General features: G+C 44.7%; 18 protein-coding genes. 4 read left to right on the forward strand and 14 right to left on the reverse strand.

Features of this window, described 5'->3' with window-relative positions; genetic code table 11:
- Nucleotides 1–1,262 (reverse strand): DASS family sodium-coupled anion symporter (locus tag K1X84_10705; protein MBX7152102.1); only part of this gene is annotated, 1,262 nt, incomplete at its 3' end.
- A 235-nt stretch (nucleotides 1,263–1,497) separates the two neighbouring features.
- Between K1X84_10705 and K1X84_10710 the strand changes: the two genes are divergently transcribed.
- The 4 genes from K1X84_10710 (at nucleotide 1,498) to K1X84_10725 (ending at nucleotide 5,041) form a co-directional block, all read left to right on the forward strand.
- Nucleotides 1,498–3,051 (forward strand): acyl-CoA carboxylase subunit beta, encoded by a 1,554-nt coding sequence (locus tag K1X84_10710; GenBank protein MBX7152103.1) that lies wholly within the window; start codon nucleotides 1,498–1,500, stop codon nucleotides 3,049–3,051.
- A gap of 15 nt (nucleotides 3,052–3,066) precedes the next feature.
- Nucleotides 3,067–3,414, forward strand: a complete 348-nt coding sequence (locus K1X84_10715) for a hypothetical protein (GenBank protein MBX7152104.1) — start codon at nucleotides 3,067–3,069, stop codon at nucleotides 3,412–3,414.
- Between the two features lie 5 nt (nucleotides 3,415–3,419).
- The gene (locus K1X84_10720) at nucleotides 3,420–3,812 is read left to right on the forward strand and encodes a biotin/lipoyl-binding protein (GenBank protein MBX7152105.1); all 393 of its coding nucleotides are present in this window, start codon (nucleotides 3,420–3,422) and stop codon (nucleotides 3,810–3,812) included.
- Between the two features lie 92 nt (nucleotides 3,813–3,904).
- Nucleotides 3,905–5,041, forward strand: a complete 1,137-nt coding sequence (locus K1X84_10725) for a sodium ion-translocating decarboxylase subunit beta (protein ID MBX7152106.1) — start codon at nucleotides 3,905–3,907, stop codon at nucleotides 5,039–5,041.
- Here the strand turns inward: K1X84_10725 and arsS are convergent.
- The 13 genes from arsS to K1X84_10790 all read right to left on the reverse strand — a co-directional run bounded on the left by arsS (nucleotide 5,038) and on the right by K1X84_10790 (nucleotide 18,728).
- Complete coding sequence (gene arsS / locus K1X84_10730) at nucleotides 5,038–6,021, reverse strand: arsenosugar biosynthesis radical SAM protein ArsS (protein ID MBX7152107.1); 984 nt, start codon at nucleotides 6,019–6,021, stop codon at nucleotides 5,038–5,040. The genes K1X84_10725 and arsS overlap by 4 nt on opposite strands.
- 57 nt (nucleotides 6,022–6,078) lie before the next feature.
- Complete coding sequence (locus tag K1X84_10735; GenBank protein MBX7152108.1) at nucleotides 6,079–6,411, reverse strand: arsenosugar biosynthesis-associated peroxidase-like protein; 333 nt, start codon at nucleotides 6,409–6,411, stop codon at nucleotides 6,079–6,081.
- Between the two features lie 134 nt (nucleotides 6,412–6,545).
- Nucleotides 6,546–8,219 carry an energy-dependent translational throttle protein EttA gene (gene ettA / locus K1X84_10740; protein ID MBX7152109.1) on the reverse strand — a complete coding sequence of 558 codons (1,674 nt, stop codon included), beginning with the start codon at nucleotides 8,217–8,219 and terminating at the stop codon, nucleotides 6,546–6,548.
- A 37-nt stretch (nucleotides 8,220–8,256) separates the two neighbouring features.
- Nucleotides 8,257–8,772, reverse strand: coding sequence for a peptide deformylase (locus K1X84_10745; protein ID MBX7152110.1), 516 nt, complete (start codon nucleotides 8,770–8,772; stop codon nucleotides 8,257–8,259).
- A 6-nt stretch (nucleotides 8,773–8,778) separates the two neighbouring features.
- The gene (locus tag K1X84_10750) at nucleotides 8,779–9,150 is read right to left on the reverse strand and encodes a hypothetical protein (protein ID MBX7152111.1); all 372 of its coding nucleotides are present in this window, start codon (nucleotides 9,148–9,150) and stop codon (nucleotides 8,779–8,781) included.
- Nucleotides 9,151–9,277: 127 nt separating this feature from the next.
- Nucleotides 9,278–9,934 (reverse strand): hypothetical protein, encoded by a 657-nt coding sequence (locus K1X84_10755; protein MBX7152112.1) that lies wholly within the window; start codon nucleotides 9,932–9,934, stop codon nucleotides 9,278–9,280.
- A gap of 122 nt (nucleotides 9,935–10,056) precedes the next feature.
- Entirely contained in the window at nucleotides 10,057–11,013 is a 957-nt protein-coding gene (locus tag K1X84_10760) for a cation diffusion facilitator family transporter (GenBank protein ID MBX7152113.1), read from the reverse strand.
- 19 nt (nucleotides 11,014–11,032) lie between these two features.
- Nucleotides 11,033–12,499 (reverse strand): glutamate--tRNA ligase, encoded by a 1,467-nt coding sequence (gene gltX / locus K1X84_10765; protein ID MBX7152114.1) that lies wholly within the window; start codon nucleotides 12,497–12,499, stop codon nucleotides 11,033–11,035.
- 35 nt (nucleotides 12,500–12,534) lie between these two features.
- The gene (gene lspA / locus K1X84_10770; GenBank protein ID MBX7152115.1) at nucleotides 12,535–13,032 is read right to left on the reverse strand and encodes a signal peptidase II; all 498 of its coding nucleotides are present in this window, start codon (nucleotides 13,030–13,032) and stop codon (nucleotides 12,535–12,537) included.
- Nucleotides 13,029–14,255 carry a bifunctional phosphopantothenoylcysteine decarboxylase/phosphopantothenate--cysteine ligase CoaBC gene (gene coaBC / locus K1X84_10775; protein ID MBX7152116.1) on the reverse strand — a complete coding sequence of 409 codons (1,227 nt, stop codon included), beginning with the start codon at nucleotides 14,253–14,255 and terminating at the stop codon, nucleotides 13,029–13,031. Before coaBC ends, lspA begins: the two co-directional genes overlap by 4 nt.
- Before the next feature lie 129 nt (nucleotides 14,256–14,384).
- On the reverse strand, nucleotides 14,385–14,672 hold the full coding sequence (rpoZ, locus tag K1X84_10780) for a DNA-directed RNA polymerase subunit omega (protein ID MBX7152117.1): 288 nt from the start codon (nucleotides 14,670–14,672) through the stop codon (nucleotides 14,385–14,387).
- 114 nt (nucleotides 14,673–14,786) lie between these two features.
- Nucleotides 14,787–17,639 (reverse strand): aminomethyl-transferring glycine dehydrogenase, encoded by a 2,853-nt coding sequence (gcvP, locus tag K1X84_10785; protein ID MBX7152118.1) that lies wholly within the window; start codon nucleotides 17,637–17,639, stop codon nucleotides 14,787–14,789.
- A gap of 48 nt (nucleotides 17,640–17,687) precedes the next feature.
- Nucleotides 17,688–18,728: a diguanylate cyclase gene (locus tag K1X84_10790; protein MBX7152119.1), complete on the reverse strand. Its 1,041-nt coding sequence runs from the start codon at nucleotides 18,726–18,728 to the stop codon at nucleotides 17,688–17,690.
- Between the last annotated feature and the right edge of the window lie 34 nt (nucleotides 18,729–18,762).

Genomic DNA, 18,762 nt, shown 5'->3' on the forward strand with positions numbered 1-18,762 from the left:
ACCATATTGGCCGACGATACGTTGGATGTAAATTCCGACGTCATGATCGCAACGAGCGCCGACACGGCCAGCAAACCAATTCCGGAGGATGGAACCCATCCCGTCAAATTGTTTCCTAACATTTCTCCCAATTTTGTCTCAAACACCATCTGCCCCAAAGCGATTCCGCCGCCGTACAACATCAAAACGCCCCAGTCGATTTCAAACGCTTCGCGAACCGGAATCGTAAATTTTTGTTTGGCCCAATCCACCGGCAACAAGAACAACAAACATGTTCCAATCAACGCGGCTACACTTTCGGGAATAAGTTTTGAAAATGTTTTGGTCGCCGTATGATTGTCACCCAGCGTTAATGCCAGAATTCCAGGCGTAATCCAAAGAATAACCGTTACACCAAAAGCAATCAGCGTGTTCCTCTGGCCGGTTGTCAATGGACCGAGTTGCTCGCGTTCGCGAAACATCCATTCGCGAATGCCTGAAAGTTTAGAAATACCTGCCGGACAAAACCAATTCAAATACGCAAAAAGCAACAGATACAACACGACCACAATCGGGATGCTGAAGGTCATCCATTGAAAAAACGGAATCTCAACGCCCAATTCGCGGCGGATAAACCCTAGCCCAATGAGATTGGTCGGCGTTCCGACCGGTGTTGCGAGGCCGCCGATACTCGCCGCAAAAGCGCACATCAGCATGACAGCGCTGGCATATTGATCGGAAATGGACTGATTATTTAATTTTCTCAGCGAAGTAATGATGGCCAGCCCGATAGGAAACATCATCGCACACGTTGCGGTATTGGAAATCCACATGGAAATAAAACAACACACACCGCCATATGCGAGCAAAATTCGCGAAGGGCTTTCACCAACCCATGGACGCGTCAAAACCCAATAAGCAAATCGCCGGTCAAGTTCATGATAACTCAAAGCCCGTGCTAGAATGAACGCCCCGATAAATAAAAACATGATCGGATCGGCGAACGGCGCAAAAGCTTTCACGGCAGGCGCGACATTCAGGATCACCATCAACGTCGGCGCCAAAAGTCCGGTCACGGCGAGCGGCAAAGCTTCTGTCATCCACAAAATCATGATACAGACAACTATGGAAGCCAATGCGTGCGCTTCCGGCGTCAGGCTTTCAAATCGGAAGATCAAAATTGCGATTAACGCGATCGGAGCAAGCAGCAAACCAGTCCGCTTACGCAAAAATTCAAAACGTGCTTCGCCGCCGCTCAATGGATGTGGAGCTTCTTCAGACATCGATTATTTTATTCTGTACAATGATTAGATTAGAAGCTATTACTTCAAAATCTCAAATACCATAATAAAGTTAAAGCTTAAAAGTGAACGCTTTTGAGTTTTGACTTTTAACTTCAGCTATTCTGTTTATATACAATCTCTTATGACAGATATTGTCCTGACCAATATCATTTTTTAGCATTGATGGTATCCGTATCTTTTGGCGGTGTGAAAGTCACATTAGAACGGAAAATTTATGCCCACTGTTAAAGACAAAATTGAAGAACTGCGCTCGAAAAACCGCAAAACAAGGCTTGGCGGCGGAGCGCAACGCATCTCTGCTCAGCATGAAGCAGGCAAATTAACAGCGCACGAACGGCTGGAAATTTTGTATGACAATAATTTTTATGAAGAACTTTATCAATTTGCTCATCATAACGCCACGGCTTTTGGCATGAATGAGAAAGAATTGCCCGGCGACGGTGTCGTGACCAGTGTCGGTGCGATCCGGGGGCGTCTGGTTTACACTTCATCGCAGGATTTTACAGTCATGGGTGGAAGTGTAGGCGGAATTCATGCATGGAAAATTTGTCAGATTATGGATATGGCATTGAAAGCCGGTGCGCCGTATATCTCGATCAACGATAGCGGCGGTGCACGTATTCAGGAAGGCGTGGATTCACTGCGGGGTTACGGACGGATTTTTTATTACAATACGCTTTTGTCAGGCGTGGTGCCGCAGGTTTCAATCATCGCCGGGCCGTGCGCCGGGGGCGCGGCTTACTCGCCCGCACTTATGGATTTTATCATTATGGTCAAAAACACCGGCCAGATGTTTATCGCCGGTCCGGAAGTCATTAAAGAAGCTACCGGTGAAATCATTTCAGCGGAAGAACTTGGCGGCGCATTTGCCCAGGCATCACAAAGCGGCAACGTGCACTTTATCGCTGACAACGATCATCACGCTATCGCCATTGCTCAAACTTTGCTAAGTTATTTACCCGCTAACAACACCGAAGATCCGCCGTCATTGCCAAGTGAAGAATTAACTCTGATCGAAGATGAAACTTTAAATCAACTTATACCGGACGATTCCCGTGAGCCGTACAACATGTACGATGTTTTGCAGCGTGTGTTCGATCCCAATACGATCTTCGAAGTACATAGTCATTATGCACGCAATATGATCTGTTTGTTTGCCCGCCTCAATGGCCGCGTGGTCGGAGTTGTCGCTAACCAACCGATGGAAAAATTTGGCGCCATTGACATCGACGCATCCGATAAAGCATCCCGGTTTATCCGCTTCTGTAATGCATTCAACATTCCGCTGATTTCGTTCGTCGACGTACCCGGATTTTTACCGGGCGTGGAACAGGAATTCGGCGGGATCATCCGTCACGGCGCTAAAATGTTATTTTCCTTTTCCGCGGCCACCGTTCCAAAAATTTCCGTTGTCGTGCGAAAAGCTTACGGCGGCGCATATCTCGCAATGTCGGCCAAAAGCCTCGGCGCCGATCGCGTGGCGGCATGGCCTACAGCGGAAATTGCCGTCATGGGAGCAGAAGGCGCGGTGAGCGTACTTTTCAAAAACGACATCAAATCTGCGTCTGATCCGAAAACTAAACGAAAAGAATTGATCGAACACTATAAAGAACAATTTGAAACACCGTACGTCGCGGCATCAAAAGGCTTGGTCGATGCAGTAATCGAACCTAAACAAACGCGAACTTATCTGAGTGTCGCTCTCGAATCATTGCGTAATAAACGCGATTTACGCCCGCAAAAAAAACACGGATTGATCCCATTGTAAAAAACGTGAGAATTTATGGTTGAAAAGCTTCTTGAATCGGTTTTGTTGCTGTTCGTAGGAATGGGCGGCGTGCTCATTTCGCTCAGTGGTTTCGCCGCAATGATCTGGTTGTTTAAGATTCTCGATGAAAAATTTAATACTTACCGGATCCGCCACTATTCAGAAACCCTTGAAAGCACACCGAGCGAGGACGAGCCCAATGATGAATTAGTTGCCGTCATAACGGCAACAGCCGTGGCCATACTGAAAAAACCGGTTGTCATCAGGAAAATTCATTTCCTCAATCGATCGGCCGGAAGCAGTTGGGCCGTCACCGGCCGGCTGAATATTATGGCTTCGCATTTAATCAGCAAAAGGAAATAACGTCTATGAAAAAACTTTTGATCACGGTCAATGGAAAACGTTATGAGGTTGACGTGGAGGTTGTACAGGATGACGAGCCGGTTGAAACGCCCCGCACTTATCATCCTTCGGCACAAATGAATATGTCCAGTTACAGCTCGGCCATTCCAAAACCCAAATCCGGCAAATCCCCCAAAGGGGCCGACAAAAAAACGCTGACGTCGCCGATCAATGGAGTTGTTTTGGAAATTCCTGTAAAGGAAGGACAAGAAGTCAAAGAAAACGAAGTATTGTTTATCCTCGAAGCGATGAAAATGAAAACCAATATTTCATCGCCCCAAACTGGAAAAATCAAAACCATTCACGTCAAAGTAACTGACACGATTACAGCTGGACAAATACTGTTGACATTCGAATGATCAGGTTTTTTGTCTGGATTTAAATTGAAAATTGGCAATTTCAATCTCTCAATTTACTTTCGGATTCATGCTGACTATAACAATTTTTTAAAATGATAGACCATTTATACAAATTCATCGAAGGTATGGGATTCTGGCAATTGACGTGGGGAGAAGTCGGAATGTTAGGCGTTGCATCTTTGTTGATTTATCTCGCCATCAATAAAGGCTTCGAACCACTATTGCTATTGCCTATCGGATTAGGCGCGTTTTTAGCTAATCTGCCCGGAAGCGGGTTACTGAATGTTCCTCACGATAATGAAATCGGTGGCTTATATTTTTATCTTTCGAAAGGAATTGAACTGGAAATATTTCCTCCACTGATTTTTTTAGGTATTGGCGCGATGACTGATTTTGGACCGTTACTCGCCAATCCCAAAACTTTTTTGCTGGGAGCGGCGGCGCAATTCGGTGTCTTTATTGCGTTATTAACCGCCGTAATCCTTGGCTTCGACCTTAAAGAAGCGGCCGCGATTGGCATTATCGGTGGCGCCGATGGGCCTACAGCCATTTATCTGACTCTGAAAATGGCTCCGCATTTACTCGGCCCGATTGCCGTTTCAGCTTATTCATATATGGCACTCGTTCCCCTGATCCAACCGCCCATCATGCGATGGCTGACGACCGAAAAGGAACGTCAAGTAATCATGGAAACTCCAAAACCGGTTTCCAAAAAAGTTCGGATTATTTTTCCTTTGGCTGTAACAATTTTTGGCGTTCTTATTGTTCCGCCGGCGGCGCCATTGCTGGCCATGCTGATGGGGGGGAATTTGCTGCGCGAGAGCGGTGTCGTTGAACGACTAAGCCACATGGCTCAGAACGAGTTGATCAATATCGTGACGTTTTTTTTAGGAACTTGTGTGGGGATGACAATGGGAGCAGAAGTATTTTTGAGATTGGAAACTTTAAAAATTCTATCCTTGGGCGTTGTAGCATTCGGATGTTCAACGGTCGGCGGGTTATTGTTTGGCAAACTGATGTACCGTTTCACAGGCGGTAAAGTCAATCCGCTGATCGGATCTGCCGGTGTTTCCGCCGTACCGATGGCTGCACGCGTTTCGCATAATGTTGGTCAGGAATACAATCCTCAAAATTATTTGCTCATGCATGCCATGGGTCCGAATGTCGCCGGCGTCGTCGGAACGGCCATTGCTGCAGGTATTTTACTCGCAATTCTTGGCACCAATTAAACCGTAGCGCCTCCGCAACTGCTTCCGCCTCCGGCCGTACAACCGAAACAATGCGCACCGAAAATAATATTCCGGCTCACTAGTGAATCCATGTTGAAGTTCCACACCGTGAGCGGCTGATGATTCTCCACCTGAAGCTCAAGCATTTGATTAAAATCACAATCGTAGATTTTTCCGTCATACCCGACGCTTAAAAGAGTCCGGCACATTACGCCTTGAGCGGCTACGGGATTAAATGCATTGATCAGTTTGCTCATATACTCGTCGTATTTCCCGTGACGTTCCAAATCATCTTTAAATCGGTGAATAGGCATATTCGTTATCGTAAAAAGATGATTGAACGCGATATTAAATTTTTCCTTTAAATGTTTTTTATAATCGGCTTCAAGACTGGCTTGCGATGCGGGTAAATACGTTCCGACGGGATTATATACAAGATTTAATACAAGCCCGCTGTCATCGGCGCCGTAGCCTTGCGCATTCAACCGTCGCAGTGCTTCGATGCTTTTTTCAAAAACGCCGTGCCCACGTTGTTTATCGGTAAAATATTCTTCGTAATAGGGCAAAGAAGACACAACTTCAATTCGGTTTTTTGCAAAAAATTCCGGCAAATGATCTCTGGATTCTTTTGTAACTGGATGACCGTCGAGCGTAACCGTGAGATTATGCCGCACTATAACTTTCTTTTTCAGCTTGACTGCTTCCGTTACAAAAAATTCAAAATACGGATTTAATTCGGGAGCCCCACCGGTAATATCCAATGTTTTGATCGTTTCATGCGCGCTTAAAATCTCAAGACATCGTTCGATAGTGGATTGATCCATGGCTTCCGTTCGTTTGGGCGAAGCGTCAACGTGACAATGGCGGCATGCCTGGTTACACATTTTAGTAACGTTGACCTGTAATGTTTCAATCGAAACCGGGTGAAGTTGAAGCTGATGACGTTCGACATGCTCGTAAAAATTATAACGTTGTATCATTGCGGGATTAATCACAGGCAGGATAACCGTACTCATACTTCATTCTTTCTGTTAGGTTTAAGCGCCTTCTTTTTCAAGATTATTGAGCATCTGCACGCCGTGCACCAACGTCATACCCGCTTCTAACGCAGCCGTGACGTGAATCGCCTCCGTCATTTGATCCGGACTGGCGCCGGTTTCCAGGCATTGCGTCGTATAGGCATCGATACAATACGGACATTGTTTGGCATGCGCAACCGCCAGACCGATAAGCGCCTTCTCCCGTTTCGTCAATGCGCCGTCTTCACCAGTAACTTTGTTATAATACGTGAAAAACATATCCATTAATTCCTTCCGGAATTTTCCGACTTCGGCAAACCGTTTGAGGTCATTACTTTCGTAGTAATTCATAACAAGCTCCTTATTGAAGTAGAAATTAGGATTGTGGAATTATAAAGATGTTTATAAAAAATGTGGGTCGGATTATATAACTGCAATTCAAACGTATTATTCCAAAAAAAGTTTATTACTTTTTTTTGAAACCGTCATTCCCTAGCCAATTTCCGATACTTGATCCGATGTGGCCTTTCGGCATCAATGCCCATACGTTCCCGAAAATTCTCATGGTATTGAGAAAAATTACCGTCAAACCAATAAACTTTACTATCACCTTCAAACGCAAGTATATGAGTCGCTACACGATCGAGAAACCAGCGGTCGTGGGAAATGATGACGGCGCAACCGGCAAACTCCTGCACGGCTTCTTCAAGCGCACGTAGCGTATTCACGTCCAGATCGTTGGTCGGTTCGTCCAATAACAACACATTGGCGCCTTCTTTCAGCATTTTGGCGAGATGAACACGGTTACGCTCCCCACCTGAAAGTTGCCCGGTCTTTTTCTGCTGATCACTTCCGCTGAAATTAAAACGTGCGACGTATGCACGTGAATTAACCTCGCGGTTACCCAGCATGATGATTTCTTCGCCGCCTGAAATTTCCTCCCAGATAGTTTTATTGGGATCAAGCGGACGATTCTGATCGATATATCCTAACTTAACGGTGTCACCCATTCTGATCGTTCCCGAATCCGGTTTTTCATGGCCAATAATCATTTTAAACAGTGTAGTTTTACCCGCTCCGTTAGGACCGATCACACCGATAATTCCTCCAGGAGGCAATGAAAAATTCATATTTTCGTAAAGCAGTTGATCGCTGAATCCTTTCGCCACATCGGTCGCTTCGATAACAAGATTACCGAGTCGCGGACCCGGTGGAATATAAATTTCCATTTCCTCATTCCGTTTCTCGCCTTGTTCGGACACCATTTTTTCATACGCTGCAATGCGTGCCTTACTTTTGGCATGACGGCCTTTGGGATTCATACGCACCCATTCCAATTCCTCCGCCAACGCCTTTTGACGTTTGGATTCCTGCTTTTCTTCAACTTCAAGCCGTTTCTTCTTCTGTTCTAACCATGACGAATAATTTCCTTCAAAAGGAATACCTTCACCACGGTCAAGCTCCAAAATCCATCCCGCAACATTGTCGAGAAAATAACGGTCATGCGTAACCGCGATAACCGTTCCTTTATACTGTGCCAGATGTTGCTCCAGCCAAAACACCGACTCGGCATCAAGGTGGTTGGTCGGTTCATCCAGCAAAAGCACGTCCGGTTCTTGTAAAAGTAAACGGCACAATGCAACACGGCGACGTTCGCCTCCCGACAAAACTTTAACGGAAGTTTCACCGTCCGGGCAACGCAGAGCATCCATGGCCATTTCAAGCCGGCTGTCAAGATCCCATGCATTTCTGCGTTCGATCTCTTCTTGCAATTTGCCTTGCTTCTCGATCAAAGCATCAAAATCGGCGTCAGGTTCGGCCATTTGAGCAGCTACCGCTTCATATTCTTTTAGTAAATTGACCGTATCTTGTACAGCCTCTTCGACAACCTGCTTAACGGTTTTTCCAGGATCAAGCTCCGGTTCCTGCGGCAAATAACCAAACGTAATGCCTTTTTGAGCCGTCACTTCGCCAATATAATTTTTATCGATACCGGCGATAATCCGTAATAAAGTACTTTTACCGGCGCCATTAAGGCCGAGTACGCCGATTTTTGCACCGTAAAAGAAAGATAGATAGATGTCTTTTAAAACCTGCTTGTTGGGTTTGTGGATTTTTCCAACACCCACCATGGAAAAGATAATTTTGTTGTCGCTCATGAATTCCTGATTAGTTCTTAATTAAATAAATTACGGATTATTTTTTATAAAACTTTTCCCACTCCTGCCGTAACGCAAATGCATCCGGCGCAACAACTCTTTGAACTGCAAGAATACCGTTTGTATGATCGATCTCATGCTGCAGCAATTCTGAAAAAGCATCTTGAGCGTCGAGACGATATTCATTGCCTGATCTATCACAATACTTCACGCTAATACTTTTTGCTCTAGACACACGAACTAATAAATCTGGAAAACTAAAACAATCATCCCAAAGCTCGAATCTCTCATTGCTCTCAGTCACAATCTCAGGATTGATCATCGGACCGTCAAACGAACCATCCGGCATCCGAATATAAATGATCTTTAGCAACATGCCGATCTGAGGCGCGGCAATCCCACGCCCAAAATTATTTTTAACACGAAAATCCGCAAGCGTCTCTTTTAAATCGGCGACGGTTTTTTCTACTTCTGTTGCGTTGAAATCAGTAATGACGACGCATTTTTCCCACAACAACGGATTACCTAATTTTAGAATTTCCCTGACGGCCATACTGAACTAAACTTTTTTTGCAATTCGCGCCGAAATAAATGAATAAACGCACATCATGACAAATACTAAGCAGGCAATGGCCATAATTGATTGCGACACAACGGCCGCAGGGCGAGCAACTTCATTACCGCTTAGTAATGTAAATAATTTGATCAACCCGCTGAACGATCCGATCAATCCAAGTAAACCCAGTAATACCGCTATGTGCATCATGTGTTTACGTAAGTTTTCTTTACGAGCGATATATCCCAGTATGACCAATGCTATTCCGAAAAACGCTGGAATAAGTGCGGTTACGCTGACACGGTCGGTGACAAAATATCCCCCGACGCCTAAGGCAATGAAAAGGAAACCAAATAACATGGTGACTTTCGGCATGTGAAAAACCTTTTTTAAATGATGGGGGCAAATGTAGAGGATAAAGGCGGATAAATCAAGTCTGCAAAAAAAAAACCGTAAACAGGATACCCATGTTTACGGTTTGTAAGTTTTACCATTTTTCGAATTATAAACGTAATCCAAACATCAAACCGGCAGAAAAATAAAACGTCGTCAGGTTCTTGTCAAATTTGTAATTATTTTCAAAAAGGTTTGGCGAATGAAATCCACCACTAGACTCGCCAAGGCTCTTATTTTTTGAAAAAAGATAATTCATTCCGGCAGAGATGTTTACAATAGTTTCATCCGATAAATTGACTTCACCGCCGCCGGCTAAACTGATCGAGGGCATGCTTACGTCTATATTATTGTACGTACTAAATGTCGTTTGCAGATCAAATCCGAGTTTTGTAAGGCCGAACCCGCCTCGAATATAAGGCCGAAAATTATTATACAAAAAATAATATGCACCAAATCCTTGAAAAGTAGATTGTTTTAGCGATCCTTCTGTATTCTTAGCCAAAGCACGATAACTGGCTCCGCTCATGCCTACCTCTATATTCGGCTGAATCATATAACCAAAGCTAAGTTCTGCACCGACTCCCGGCTGATATCGGCTTATGACTTGATCGTCACCGAAGGCAGCTACATTAAACGCCGCTGTGCTAAATTCAATGGGCGCCGACATGCCCATTTTCCCGTTGATTTTAAAGTGCTTTTGCTGCGCCGTTAGCGGCAACGCCAATACAAGAATGTACAGGAACGAAATTATAAACCCTCTCATAAAATGCTCCTTCGGTATATTATAACATACACTAAATTAACCGCGTTATCAAGTTGAGGCGATAAAATTAATATACAAATCTTCACTTCAACTAAAATACCCTGTTTGGGGTATGAGGCTACTTACACCTTCATATGCACTTCATTGTGGCCTTCGAGCGGTTCAAGATGAGACGTAATTTCCGTTTCTACGGGGAATGCTTTACTGATGGCTAGTTCTATATGAGTGGCTTGTTCGTGCGCTTGGGATATAGGAATGTCTTTCGGAAATAATAAATGAAATTCAATCAGCCATTTTGTTCCGGCATTGCGATGCCGGACGTCGTGAAATTGTATGCCGTATTTGGCGGTTTCATCAGCCAATATTTTATTCAATTTCCGGTCAACTTCCGGGTCGGATTCGTCCATCAATCCGCCGATCGAACGCCGCATTAGCTTTCCGCCCGACCAAAGAATATTCGTCGCAACGAGAATGGCGACCATTGGATCAAACGGTAGCCATCCTGTCGTCCAAGTCAGCACCAATCCGACGATCACGCCGAAGCTAGTCCAACTGTCCGTAAGCACATGTTTGCCGTTTGCCTCGAGAATGAGTGAATGATGCTTTTTGCCTTGATAGACGAGGTACCAACCGAGAACGCCGTTGATGACCGTCGCCAGAATTACGAAAAACGTCCCGGCCTCGATATTTTCGAGATATAATCCATGGATCCATTTCATAACCGCTTCATAAATGATATACAACGCGGCCATCACGATCATCGCGCCCTCAAAGCCAGCCGAGAAAAAACTGATGCGATCATGACCGTACGGATGACTTTTATCGGCAGGCACGGAGCTCAGCCATAAACTATACGCAGCAAACGAAACGGCCAGCACATGAACTACCGATTCAGCTGCATCGGATAAAATGGCCGCCGACTGCGTGATCGCATACGCGTACACTTTCATGGTCAGCATCAAAAAGCCGATAGCCAGCGACCAACGCATAGCTATGCGCGTTTCACGAGCCGCTTTCAGAGCTTGTTCGGAAGTCAGAGATTGGACTGGTTTATGGATGGGATGCAAAACAGTTTGCATGTTTCGCTCTATGTGAGAATTATTTGCTTTGTGCAATGATCTCGTCAAAATGAGCAACGGCATGACGTATCCGACGAATAACCGTTTGTTGTCCAAGAACGGACATTAAATCAAACAAACCGGGACCAAGTGTCATTCCTGAAATCGCCAGCCGAACCGGGTGGATCAATTCGCTTGCTTTGATTTTGATTTCATCCGCATACGAACGGAAAACTTTTTCGATATCGTCATGCATAAATGTTTCTGATTGTTCTAACAAATCGCCGATAGCCGTGAGCCTGATTTTGGCCTCGGGTGTCCAACGCTTTTTGATGCCTTCAGCATCGAAAGTTTCCGGGTCTTTGAAGAAATAACCTGAAAATGTAAGTAATTCATGAATAAAATTAATACGCTCTTTCATCAAACCGATAGTGCGCAATACATATTGCTTCGGATAATCCGAATAACCGTGTTTTTCCAGGTCGGATTTCAACATATCATAAATTTCTTCATCCGATTTGCGGCGAATGTGCATAGTATTTAGCCAATTTAACTTATCCACGTTAAATACCGCGCCGGCTTTGTGAATACGTTCAATGGAAAATTCTTTGATCAATTCTTCCATCGTAAAAATTTCACGTTCGTCGCCTGGATTCCATCCGAGCAAAGAAATAAAGTTAACGACGGCTTCTTTAAGATAACCTTTAGGCGGATAAGCCCGTGCTTCAACGTCACCCTGACGCTTGCTCATTTTGCTCCGGTCGGCATTGAGCAACAACGGCAAATGAGCAAACTGTGGTAAATCCCAGCCGAAATATTGATATAATAAAACGTGTTTAGGCGTACTCGACACCCACTCTTCGCCGCGAATAACATGCGAAATTTTCATGAAGTGATCATCGACTACATTCGCAAGATGATACGTCGGGTAGCCGTCCGATTTAACTAAAACCTGATCGTCAACGTTAAAACTCGAAAACTCAACTTCGCCGCGAATGAGATCGGTAAAACGGATCGTCGTCTCATCAGGAACTTTCATACGTACGGTAAACGATTCACCGGCTTCTAATTTTTTTTGAATTTCATCTTGTGAAAGACGCAAGCATGTACGGTCGTATTTCGGCGGTAATTTTGACTTTTCCTGAAATTTCCGCATTTGATCCAAACGCTCGGACGAACAAAAACAGCGATAGGCTTTACCTTCATCTAAAAGCTGTTTCGCGTGTTTTTCGTACAGATCGAGACGCTGCGATTGATAATACGGGCCAAAGCCCCCGTCTTTATTAGGACCTTCGTCGATTTCAATTCCAGCCCAATCAAGCATATTTAAAAAATCTTCGACGGCGCCTTCGACAAAACGGGCGCGATCCGTATCTTCAACCCGAAGAATAAACTTACCATTATGATGGCGTGCGAAAAGATAATTATATAAGGCGGTACGCAATCCGCCGATATGAAGAAATCCCGTTGGACTGGGTGCGTAGCGGACTCTGACTTCGTTGAACATGCAAATCCTCTTAGAATTTAAAACTCATCTATCATTTAATTCAATTGGCTCAGGTTGTGACGCCGTATAAAAAATTGTACGGTGATCAATAGCGCCACACCTATCATGACATTCATATCGGCCAGATTAAAAATTGCCGTGCGAAATTCTCCAACTCCAATATTCAAAAAATCCACTACAGAACGCTCATTGAAAATGCGATCGATCATATTGCCCGTCCCGCCGGCGAAAACAAGTGCTAATGCTATAAATTGCAAATGGGTTAAGTGATTCGAGATAAACATAAACATGAGCAGAGTCAGTAAAATGGCGCTCGGAACAATGATCAATAACCACATACCGGTCGTTGCCGTAAGACCGGAACCCATTCCGTACATCGCGCCGGTATTTTCAACGTATTGAAGGCGAAGGGTATCGTAAAAATACGAATGCATTTCAAACGGATTTAAGTGTTTTTTAGCCAGTGATTTCGTTGTCTGATCGCAACCGACGCAAGCAATCAGGATCATACCAAATAACCAAAGCTTTTTCATAACGAACTACCTGAAACTAAAGTGACGACTTTGCCTAAAATTGTACGAGCCGCTTCATGTTTGGACATCAAAGGATATTTTTTGACGTCGCGTGAGTCTACAATTGTGATAATATTCGTGTCGTGATTAAACCCTGCACCGGGCTCTTTCGGATTATTCAGTACGATAAAATCCAAATGTTTTGTTTCTAATTTCTTTTTAGCGTTGGCTAATTCATTATCGGTTTCGATGGCGAATCCTACAATGATCCGGTGTTGTTTTTGTACCGCTACCGAAGCTAAAATATCGGGCGTTTCTTCGAGTTCAATCTGGATTTTCGTAACGCCGGGTTGTTTTTTTATTTTGTTGGCGGCAGAAGTGACCGGTTTGTAATCGGCAACCGCCGCTGTCATGATCAGAATATCGGTTTCCTTAAAATATTTTTCGACGGTTGTTTTCATGGCTTCGGCTGACGTGACGTTTTCAACCTTTACATCGGGCGGCGCCAACAGGCTTACCGGGCCGCTGATCAACGTAACCTCGGCCCCCATCAATGCCGCTTGACGTGCAACAGCATAACCCATTTTACCGGAAGAATGATTCGTCAAAAACCTCACGGCATCCCACGCCTCCTGCGTCGGACCGGCGGTTACGAGAATTCTTTTTCCTTTAAGCGCATCGGAACCGAACAGAGTTTTATCTACAGCCCAATAAATTTTTTCAAGTTCCGCCAACCGTCCGACACCTTCATATCCTTCAGCAAGAAAACCAAATTCAGGATCGACAAAACGGTACCCGTATGACTTAAGAGCTTCAACATTTTTTTGGACAATCGGATTGAGCCACATTTTGTCATTCATCGCTGGTGCAATGATGACCGGGGCCGTGCTGGCCATCACTACGGTCGAGAGCGGATCATCAGCGATACCATTCGCAATTTTGCCGATGATATTTCCGGTTGCAGGCGCGATCAGGAAAACATCGGCCCATTGGGCGAGATCGATATGATGCGTACCCGTTACGTCGGACGCTAAAGGATCACGGCCTGGAAAAATTTCAGTGGTAACTTTATTTTTCGAAAGCGTTTCGATCGTCAGTGGTGTGATGAATTCACAGGCCGATCGCGTCATGATTACGCGTAATTCAGCGCCGTTTTTGATAAAATAGCGGACGGCTTCCGCCATTTTATAAGCGCTGATTCCACCGGTAATACCAATCAATATTTTTTTGCCTGCGTATTTCATAATCTGTGTGTACCTATTGTAGCCAAAGAACAACGTGAAAAAAGAAATTCCAACCTACAAACATTTCCCTGAATGAATCGGAATCGTGTTTGTAACTTGGAATTCGTAAAACAGCGAACGGCTTACGTATTATTTTTTAGAATCTTTTTCGATGTATTCGAAATCCAGTTGCCCGTCCAGCAATTCATTCAAAGCCGTTGTAACCGGTTTCGGCAATTTTTCCAGATCCAAAATGTCTTCACGGTTAACTTTGACATTTTCATCTTCCGGACTGTCTTCGCCTTCCATCACCGTTCGGACCTGGATCATCTGTTCGTCATTGATCTGGCGCGCTCTTTTAGCTGCAACCATGACCGCTTCAAACACATTCTGCACTTTTTCATCAAGCTCACTGAAAGGAAATGCTTTTACCGGCATATTTAAACTCCTTATATCTAAAAAATACAATACTCTAAATTGGGCGACCAATATAGGCTATTTCGCTAAACGACGCAATAGTAAATTCATTTTTCCATTAACTTGGAAAATGTATTAATTCATATACTCTTCAATCGGCGGACAACTGCAAATCAAGTTACGGTCGCCGTGGGCATCGTTGACTCTGCCGACGCTTGGCCAGAATTTATTGTGCCGTAAATACGCCAAAGGAAATGCCGCTTTCTCACGAGGATAAGCATGTTTCCAATCATCTTTAATGATCACATCAGCCGTGTGCGGCGCATTTTTCAAAACATTGTCTTCTTTATCCATTTTGCCGGATTCAATCTCTTCAATTTCTTTTTGAATGGCAATCAAAGCATCGCAAAAACGATCCAACTCGGGCTTAGGCTCACTTTCCGTCGGCTCGATCATCAGTGTTCCGGCAACAGGAAATGAAACGGTCGGTGCATGGAATCCATAATCCATCAGGCGTTTGGCAATATCGATCACGTCTACGCCTGCACTGATCTTGAATTTTCGAGGATCGACGATCATTTCATGCGCGACACGCCCGTGTTTGCCGATATACAGCGCATCATAATGTCCTTTCAATCGCGCCATAATATAATTAGCATTCAGAATTGCATATTTTGTCGCGTCCGTCAATCCTTCGGTGCCCATCATGCGAATGTACGCGTACGAAATCAGGAGGATACTGGCGCTGCCCCATGGCGCCGCCGAGACAGGCGTCATCGCTTTTTCGCCTCCGATTTTTATGACCGGGTGTCCGGGGAGAAACGGCGCCAGGTGTTTGGCCACACAAATCGGGCCCATTCCGGGACCACCGCCGCCGTGTGGAATACAAAATGTTTTGTGTAGATTCAAATGGCACACGTCCGCGCCGATCATCGCTGGATTGGTCAATCCAACCTGCGCATTCATGTTCGCTCCATCCATATACACTTGTCCGCCATTGTCATGAATGATTTTGCAAATATCGATAATCGCTTCCTCGAAAACACCGTGTGTCGAAGGATAGGTCACCATCAATGCCGCGAGATTATTTTTATGTTGCTCCGCTTTCTGTTTTAAATCACTGACTTCAATATTTCCGTGATCATCGCATTGCACAACAACCACCTGAAATCCGGCCATAACTGCACTGGCTGGATTGGTGCCGTGCGCCGATGAGGGAATCAATGCAATATTGCGATGTACTTCACCGCGGTGTTTGAAATACTCACGAATAACCAACAAGCCTGCATATTCGCCCTGTGCTCCGGCATTCGGCTGCAAAGATGTCGCGGCAAAACCGGTGATCTCATTCAGATGCTCGTTGAGCTCACGGAAAATTTGTTCATAACCTTTAGCCTGATCTTGCGGGACAAACGGGTGAAGCCCGCCGAACTCAGCCCAACTTACCGGAATCATTTCCGTAGTTGCATTGAGTTTCATCGTACACGAACCGAGCGCGATCATCGAGTTAGCCAGTGAAAGATCCTTGAGTTCGAGCGACTTGATGTACCTTAACATTTCCGTTTCCGAATGATATGTGTTGAACACAGGATGTTGCAGATACGCGCTTTTGCGAATCAATGGTGCCGGCAAGGAAATAGTCATGGATGAAGGATTAGCCATTGTTACGGGCGATGCGTTACTCGATTTAGAAAAAATATCAATCAACTTCTGGACATCCGAGGATTCGGTAGTTTCGTCGACCGAAATGCCGATCGTTTTCGCATCGATATACCGCAAGTTAATTCGGGAATCCAGCGCCGTTTTACGGATAGATTCGGTTTTTGCTCCGGCATCGACCGTCAGTGTATCAAAGTAATGCTCATTTAATTGCTTATAGCCTGCTTTTTGAATTCCGGCTTCGAGAACTTTAGTTAATTGATGTACGCGCGTAGCAATCGTTTTAATTCCTTCGGGACCATGATATACGGCATACATACCGGCCATGTTGGCTAGCAACACTTGCGCAGTACAAATATTACTCGTCGCTTTCTCGCGGCGAATGTGCTGTTCACGCGTCTGCAATGCCATGCGCAATGCACGGTTACCCTGTGCATCGATGGTCACACCAATGATGCGTCCGGGCATTTTTCTTTTGAATTCATCTTTTGTGGCAAAAAATGCCGCATGCGGCCCACCGTAACCCATCGGAATTCCGAAGCGTTGTGATGAACCAACGACCGTATCCGCGCCCCATTCGCCCGGCGGCGTGAGTAACGCGAGAGCTAACAGATCTGCAGCCGCGACAACGTAGATCTTCAGATCGTGTGCTTTTTTACAGAAATCCGTGTAATTGTATACCGCTCCATTACCTGCTGGATATTGAACCAATGCTCCAAAAAATTCCTGTGATAATGGTACCGACCGGTGATCACCGATTACTAATTCGATGTCCAGCGGAATAGCCCGTGTTTTAAGTACTTCGATGGTTTGTGGAAAACATTCTTGCGATACGAAAAATTTATTTCCCGAACCGTCTGCTTTTGATGCATAAAACATATGCATCGCTTCCGCCGCAGCCGTCCCTTCGTCAAGTAACGACGCATTGGCAATTTCCATTCCGGTCATATCCATTATCATAGTCTGATAATTCAATAAAGCTTCCAGACGACCTTGCGAAATTTCAGCCTGGTAAGGCGTATATTGTGTATACCAACTCGGATTTTCAAAAATATTTCTTAAAATAACGGTCGGAGTTATACAATCGTAATAACCCATGCCGATATAGGATTTGAAAACCTGATTTTTTGCAGCAATCTGTTTCAACTCATCGAGTAACTGCCGCTCACTGATCGCAGCCGGTAATGACATTTTTTGTTTGAGGCGAATGGGTTCTGGAATCGTTTCGTTTATCAATTGTTCGAGAGATTGGACGCCGATCGCTTTTAACATGGCTTCTGTGTCTTTCGGTCCCGGGCCGATATGTCTGCGTTTAAATTCGCTGTTCATGATACTCTTTCACCGTGTGAAGTTATATGGAAGTTTATAATGCTTAATTTAATGAATACGACGCGCTGTCAGCACCTGATTATTTCCGTAGGCTTTGGCATCGCGTAACGAAATTTCTAAACTTTTAATCAGATCAACGTCAGTTTCAATCCAGTCGTGTTCTAAACCAACAACGACCAGTGTCGTGGTAAGTTTGACAGACGTGGCTACAACTTTTTTGTCAGGCGGCAATAAATCTTCGTACACAGGAAACGGGTAAGCCGCTACCGCTTCTCGAATCAAATTCGCTTTATGCAAACTGTTATTTTCCGGCGTGTGCGTAAAAATGACGGCAAACTTACCTCCGTCGTAACGGCAAACAACGTCAGAATTACGAACAGAATTAACCAGCAAACTGGCGCATTCCTTCAACAATACATCGCTTAGTCTCGGGCCATAGGTATCGTTAATTTTTGTAAAAGAATCGACATCGACTAACGCAACACAGGATTCGTGTTTATATCTTTTAACAGCGCTGATCTCTTTTTGAATCCGTTGGTGAAAATATTTTTTATTGTACAACGATGTCAGCGGATCGGTAATGGTCAACGACGAAAGGTATTCGGTTTTTTCGGCAAGATCGGAATTGATTTTTTTTAACGAATCATTAGAATTCAAAAGTTCGTCTTTATGTTGCTGCAGACGTTCGATTTCAGTAAGTAAGTCATCATACAATTTTTTGTTACGCAAAAGCGTTTTGACTTTGATAATCAATTCCTGAGCGTCGTACGGTTGAATAAAATAATCGTCGGCGCCCCGGTCGAATCCTTCAGCCTGACTGGCGAAGTCTTTCATGTTAGCCGTTACGAAAATGATCGGAACGTGCTTGAATTGCGACCGTATCGTTTCACACACATGGAAACCATCAATACCCGGCATGCGTACGTCGAGCAAAATCAGATCGGGACAGCGTTCTTCAACCATCTTCAACGCCGACGCTCCGTCACCGGCTTCGATAAATGTATACTCCGGTTTTTGTAATGTTTTTTTCAGTGAATAGCGGTTATCATCGATATCGTCGACGATCAAAATGGTATATTTTGCGTCCATGAAAAACTTTCTAACGGGCTACTCTTCCGGGGAC

It is taken from the genome of bacterium, from assembly GCA_019695335.1.
GTDB lineage: Bacteria > CLD3 > CLD3 > SB21 > SB21 > JABWBZ01.

Bases quoted from the DNA above. Each gene is read 5' to 3' on its own strand.
- ettA (MBX7152109.1), bottom strand. From the start codon at position 8,219: ATGAGCGACAACAAAATTATCTTTTCCATGGTGGGTGTTGGAAAAATC.
- coaBC (MBX7152116.1), bottom strand. From the start codon at position 14,255: ATGAAATACGCAGGCAAAAAAATATTGATTGGTATTACCGGTGGAATC.
- K1X84_10735 (MBX7152108.1), bottom strand. From the start codon at position 6,411: ATGAATTACTACGAAAGTAATGACCTCAAACGGTTTGCCGAAGTCGGA.
- gcvP (MBX7152118.1), bottom strand. From the start codon at position 17,639: ATGAACAGCGAATTTAAACGCAGACATATCGGCCCGGGACCGAAAGAC.
- K1X84_10750 (MBX7152111.1), bottom strand. From the start codon at position 9,150: ATGCCGAAAGTCACCATGTTATTTGGTTTCCTTTTCATTGCCTTAGGC.
- gltX (MBX7152114.1), bottom strand. From the start codon at position 12,499: ATGTTCAACGAAGTCAGAGTCCGCTACGCACCCAGTCCAACGGGATTT.
- rpoZ (MBX7152117.1), bottom strand. From the start codon at position 14,672: ATGCCGGTAAAAGCATTTCCTTTCAGTGAGCTTGATGAAAAAGTGCAG.
- K1X84_10725 (MBX7152106.1), top strand. From the start codon at position 3,905: ATGATAGACCATTTATACAAATTCATCGAAGGTATGGGATTCTGGCAA.
- K1X84_10755 (MBX7152112.1), bottom strand. From the start codon at position 9,934: ATGAGAGGGTTTATAATTTCGTTCCTGTACATTCTTGTATTGGCGTTG.
- K1X84_10720 (MBX7152105.1), top strand. From the start codon at position 3,420: ATGAAAAAACTTTTGATCACGGTCAATGGAAAACGTTATGAGGTTGAC.
- K1X84_10715 (MBX7152104.1), top strand. From the start codon at position 3,067: ATGGTTGAAAAGCTTCTTGAATCGGTTTTGTTGCTGTTCGTAGGAATG.
- K1X84_10745 (MBX7152110.1), bottom strand. From the start codon at position 8,772: ATGGCCGTCAGGGAAATTCTAAAATTAGGTAATCCGTTGTTGTGGGAA.
- K1X84_10760 (MBX7152113.1), bottom strand. From the start codon at position 11,013: ATGCAAACTGTTTTGCATCCCATCCATAAACCAGTCCAATCTCTGACT.
- arsS (MBX7152107.1), bottom strand. From the start codon at position 6,021: ATGATACAACGTTATAATTTTTACGAGCATGTCGAACGTCATCAGCTT.
- K1X84_10790 (MBX7152119.1), bottom strand. From the start codon at position 18,728: ATGGACGCAAAATATACCATTTTGATCGTCGACGATATCGATGATAAC.
- lspA (MBX7152115.1), bottom strand. From the start codon at position 13,032: ATGAAAAAGCTTTGGTTATTTGGTATGATCCTGATTGCTTGCGTCGGT.
- K1X84_10710 (MBX7152103.1), top strand. From the start codon at position 1,498: ATGCCCACTGTTAAAGACAAAATTGAAGAACTGCGCTCGAAAAACCGC.